Below are 3643 nucleotides of genomic sequence, written 5' to 3'. Positions count from 1 at the left end.
GTCTTTCATCTGCTCATGCGTCAATGGCTGAGTTCGACCCTATGGAGCCAGTCAGAAATTCGAGGAGCTGTCGCTCAGCCTGGAGTGAAGGCATCTGCGTGAATTCTCACGCAGATCGGCTCGAACGCGGAGTTAAAGCGCATCGGCTCCATACCATTGATCCAACAGTTGCTTGGATACTCTCGCAACGTACTCCATTGATACGCCATGGCTCTGAACGAAGGCCGTGGTCTCGCCATCAATAAATTTCAGCAAGGCAAGAGATTCATCAGCCATCGATTCGAGTCGTTCAATGAGGGCAGCCATTGCCCCGTCGCTATGAATTGCGTTCCGGCTCTCAGCGCGAGAACGATGCACCAGCCAGTTTCTTTCGGCAAGGAGTTTCAATAACCGCTCTTCGATTTCGGCTGAGACCAAGCCGGCCTTGGAAATTTGATGCAAGGTGGAACCGAACGTCTTGCCCTGCGCCCTTTCAACGAGAGCATTTCCTTCCACGAGGCCCATGCCCTTCTTTGCCTGCGCCAGCAAGACAAAGTAGCCAGCAACGACGCCCTCCAACTCCTGAAGTTGCCACAAGGCAAAGCCGACGCTCTGTGTAACAGTCGCCAGACGATCAGCCTTTGCAAATTGTTGGGTGAGTGTGTTCATGCGCTCTAACTTTTTTGGGTTGTTGGGTCAGTCCTTCTTACTCATCTTTCCATGGCTCATGTCGACCCGGTGCTGCCGTTGAGCTTTCAGAAGAGCTGCCGTTCAACGTGCTAGATAAGTCGTGTCAGAAGCAGGTCCTGGAACGGAGCAGCCTGAGCGAGTGGTTGAGCGCCGAGCGCATCAACATCAGGGCTAAAGCCTTTAGAACCGAAGTTGGGGATGTCTCTCACGTACCTTTTGAAGAACTCGGTTCAAGAAACAATCGACCAAGCCGAAGAGGCTGATCGTGACTTCCGGAAAGCGATCTGTCGATACCTTGATGTACGTGGCGATCAGGTTCGACTCCGATGCACGGAAGATTCTTCGGTGATCGGCGTGCACGTGTCCGATCGAGAATGTCTGCATGTGCATGAGCGCGTTCAAGGCATTCCGGTAGTTCGTTTCCCAGATTCCGGGATCCCCTTCTGAGATCTTTACGATCCTCACGTCGATTGGTCCAAACTCCTCATCCATCAAGCCGCAGAATTCGTTCACCTTTCTGGCGTGAAAGCCGAACTCGAGCAGATCTGGAACGATAGCTTCGTTCCATTGCACACTCCACTCGCCAGGAAAGACCGCGCCAGTAAACGCAACGAGGCGAAGCGCACGAAGCCTTGCCTGGGTGATATGAATTTCAATAAGTCTATTAGAGCTGCTCATGAGAGTCTGAGAGACTGCGGGGCCAGGTATTTCATTGGCTCATTCATCATTGACTAGTCTCGAGCCATTGTCGCCATTGGACTTTGAAGAAAGCTCCCGCCCAGAATTGAGTCAGGGAGATTATTCATGAGCTGAGAGCGATCCACGGACAGTCCGACGTGTGGAGGTTGGCAGCGGACACCGCAGCACGGGCGATCGCTAATGCACGCAAGGCCGACGGCGAACTGATTTCGAAGAAGATCAACGCCCTGTGCGAATCGTTCGACGGAGGGGTGAGAGGCCTCAACTTGGAGAAAGAACTTGGAAAACGGCGGGAGCATGTCATTCTGTCATTGCTAAACCCCCAAATGGACGGACGAAATAAGCGTCGATTGAAGACGGCGCGTCGTTCATGATTCTCGGACGAAGATTTTCACGATGGTGCCCCGCAAGTGAGACGCTTTGTACTCTTCAAGGATGACTCGCTCGACGAGTTCTAATGTATCAGCACCATGGACCACAACGTCAGCTCTGGAGCCAAGCGGACACCGGCTGAAGTTCAGACTCGGTTTGCCAAGCAACGCACGTGCGAGTTCAGCCATCCGTCTAACCAAGTAAACAAACTTCTCGCCGAAATGGTCGATGTCATCACGGCGCACAGATGGCCCCTCACCTCCCTCCAACATGAAGGAATCACTTTCACTCCAAGTGTCAGCCGCAATACGCCTAACTAGATCGATCAGATCCTCTCCATAGACCTCTTCATCATCCTCAGTAACCAACTTCGGATTGCTGTCGAGTTCATCATCTTTTGAATCTTCATCCCATTCATCATTCCCGACATAAGGTTCAGGTTCATCCTCCGGTTCAGCCATCATGCGAAAATCAATGCACTTATCGCAACCGGGCCACTCGATCTTCACACCGTCCTGCTTTAGAAGTGCGTACTGCGCCGCTTGTATGTGGCTTTCGGTGACCTTTTCCCCAATAAGGTACGGGTTCTTGAAAACTGTCCATACATTTCCCCGGATAGGGGGCGGAATCCCGAGGTAGTCGCAAGCAAGCGCTACAAAGCCCATCTGCCCGACAATTCCCCTCGTACTGAAATCAGCGAGCACTTGCTCCTGAGTCAGGCGGGGCTGAACCGACTGGATAGTCTTCACGATTTGCTCCACCACCGCGCGTTTCTCCGATGGACTGGCACCCTTCAAGTACTGCACGCCCAAGAGAGCATTAATCGCTGCATTCGACTGATCCCAACCCGTCAGCGAACCGAAGAACCCCATAGCAACGCCTCCACGCTTAATAGTCCCTCTTTAACAAAATCTAACTTGTCGCCGGCTTGATTAAGCTGGTATCGATTTTTTTGGTTGCCCTTCATTCTCTTGGATAACTCACCCGAGAAAGCCCGGATCAATTGACGTTCTGAACACGTGCACTCAAGCAGCAGTTTCCGCCAACTCCGATCATCGCCGTTTCCGTTTCTCTCGCATTTTCCCGAGATCTTTTCGGTCCCAATAACCCGTATTCGGATGCAGTGGGCGGATTTCGCCCATCAACTCCTCGAGGGGCGCCTCGCCAGATGGAGACCGATCACACCGACCAGCGAGAGCGCCAATGTGACGCTCTTCGCGGCCTCCTTCTTGGGGCGTGCGGGGTCAGGCCTTTCATATTGGTATCCGCTACTGAGCGGTTTCGACCCGTCGCCGCCATTGAGCTTTCAGGAAGCTGTCGTTCAACGTAGAGCTAACCGGCGCTGCGCGGCTTTATCGCGCAGCGTCCAGCGACCGAAGGGAGCGAGGTTGAGCGCCATGTTAGGAGTTGCCGTTCTCGGGACTGGACGGTGACGAACCGTCTTTAGACACACCGCCAAGAACAAAGCCTGCGATACCGCTAAGCACGGCAACAGCACCCTCGGAGAGTTTGCCAGCAAACGCCAAGACAACCACGGCAAAGACGCAAAACACAACGGTTGAGATGCGTAGGAAATTGCCACGGGAGAACATGAGGCCAAAGGATTTACCGGCACCACGCTCGATCTTTGAGAACGCAATGCCGCCGACAATTGCAAAAGCGGTCAGCGCTGCGACGATTACAGCAGCGAAGGCGTAGACGACGGTGCGAAGCATTTCGATGTCGGTGGGAGTGGGCATAGAAACTCCTAACTTTGTTTTCTGGCGACAGTTCTGCCGCAACACATCGGAACGCCGAATAGCATGTCCTGCAAGTTACTGTTTAGATGCAGGAACCACGCGGAAGGCAAGATAACAAGACAGGAACAGAAGCAGCCGACAGCTTAGTGGTCTGATGCGACCCA

Annotated in this window: 4 protein-coding genes; all 4 read right to left on the bottom strand. The window is 53.3% G+C overall.

Features of this window, described 5'->3' with window-relative positions:
* Positions 1-132 precede the first annotated feature (132 nt).
* The 4 genes from JNN07_24135 to JNN07_24120 all read right to left on the bottom strand — a co-directional run bounded on the left by JNN07_24135 (position 133) and on the right by JNN07_24120 (position 3479).
* Positions 133-648, bottom strand: coding sequence for a hypothetical protein (locus JNN07_24135; GenBank protein ID MBL9170843.1), 516 nt, complete (start codon positions 646-648; stop codon positions 133-135).
* Positions 649-849: 201 nt separating this feature from the next.
* The gene (locus JNN07_24130; protein ID MBL9170842.1) at positions 850-1347 is read right to left on the bottom strand and encodes a hypothetical protein; all 498 of its coding nucleotides are present in this window, start codon (positions 1345-1347) and stop codon (positions 850-852) included.
* Between the two features lie 389 nt (positions 1348-1736).
* Positions 1737-2612: a hypothetical protein gene (locus JNN07_24125; protein ID MBL9170841.1), complete on the bottom strand. Its 876-nt coding sequence runs from the start codon at positions 2610-2612 to the stop codon at positions 1737-1739.
* 528 nt (positions 2613-3140) lie between these two features.
* The gene (locus JNN07_24120) at positions 3141-3479 is read right to left on the bottom strand and encodes a hypothetical protein (GenBank protein ID MBL9170840.1); all 339 of its coding nucleotides are present in this window, start codon (positions 3477-3479) and stop codon (positions 3141-3143) included.
* Positions 3480-3643 lie beyond the last annotated feature (164 nt).

It is taken from the genome of Verrucomicrobiales bacterium (assembly GCA_016793885.1).
In the GTDB taxonomy this organism is placed as follows: domain Bacteria; phylum Verrucomicrobiota; class Verrucomicrobiia; order Limisphaerales; family UBA11320; genus UBA11320.
This window is presented reverse-complemented; position numbering and strand designations above follow the sequence as displayed.

Excerpts from the sequence above, each read along its gene's own strand:
- JNN07_24135 (MBL9170843.1), bottom strand. The coding sequence starts at position 648 with ATGAACACACTCACCCAACAATTTGCAAAGGCTGATCGTCTGGCGACT.
- JNN07_24130 (MBL9170842.1), bottom strand. The coding sequence starts at position 1,347 with ATGAGCAGCTCTAATAGACTTATTGAAATTCATATCACCCAGGCAAGG.
- JNN07_24125 (MBL9170841.1), bottom strand. The coding sequence starts at position 2,612 with ATGGGGTTCTTCGGTTCGCTGACGGGTTGGGATCAGTCGAATGCAGCG.
- JNN07_24120 (MBL9170840.1), bottom strand. The coding sequence starts at position 3,479 with ATGCCCACTCCCACCGACATCGAAATGCTTCGCACCGTCGTCTACGCC.